Source organism: Treponema endosymbiont of Eucomonympha sp. (assembly GCF_001028545.1).
The window spans coordinates 1-480 of sequence record NZ_BBPW01000562.1 but is presented as its reverse complement, the minus strand read 5'-3'; the positions used below and the strand labels follow the sequence as shown (position 1 = coordinate 480).

Annotated in this window: 1 protein-coding gene; it reads right to left on the bottom strand. The window is 44.4% G+C overall.

Annotated features, from left to right (window positions below):
- Positions 1-272 precede the first annotated feature (272 nt).
- A partial coding sequence (locus AWU74_RS08060) for a transposase (RefSeq protein WP_062328815.1) occupies positions 273-480 on the bottom strand: 208 nt, incomplete at its 5' end.

Below are 480 nucleotides of genomic sequence, written 5' to 3'. Positions count from 1 at the left end.
ATATCTGTTATTAAACGGCTTTGCGCGCATTTTCAGACAAAAGCCGCCGTGATGAGCGCCGGGAATGCGCACTATACGGCTATTCGGTATAGAGATAGAAGCAGGTATTATACATATTTACACAAGACTTATCATAGGCAATGCAGAAAAAAAGGGCAAATAATTGTCCACAGAAGTCGTAGAACTGCCTAATTATGCCTTAAAATTGCCCTGTTTTGCTTTATAATTGTCCTGTTCTATTCTAAAACTGCCTAATTATATTTTGTAACCGACTAGGTAGTGTGTACTGGAATGTAGAGTAATAAACACCTGACATGAATAGCGGCGATGAAGGAAGCGGTGAGCTTTGCATTGCGCGTAGCAATTCCCCGCCAGCGCTTGAGGGCGCGGAAGACGTTTTCAATGACGTGCCGCGCCCGATACAGTTCATGACTGTACGCTCTTTGCTCTTTCCGGCTTTTAACCGGAGGGATGACTGCT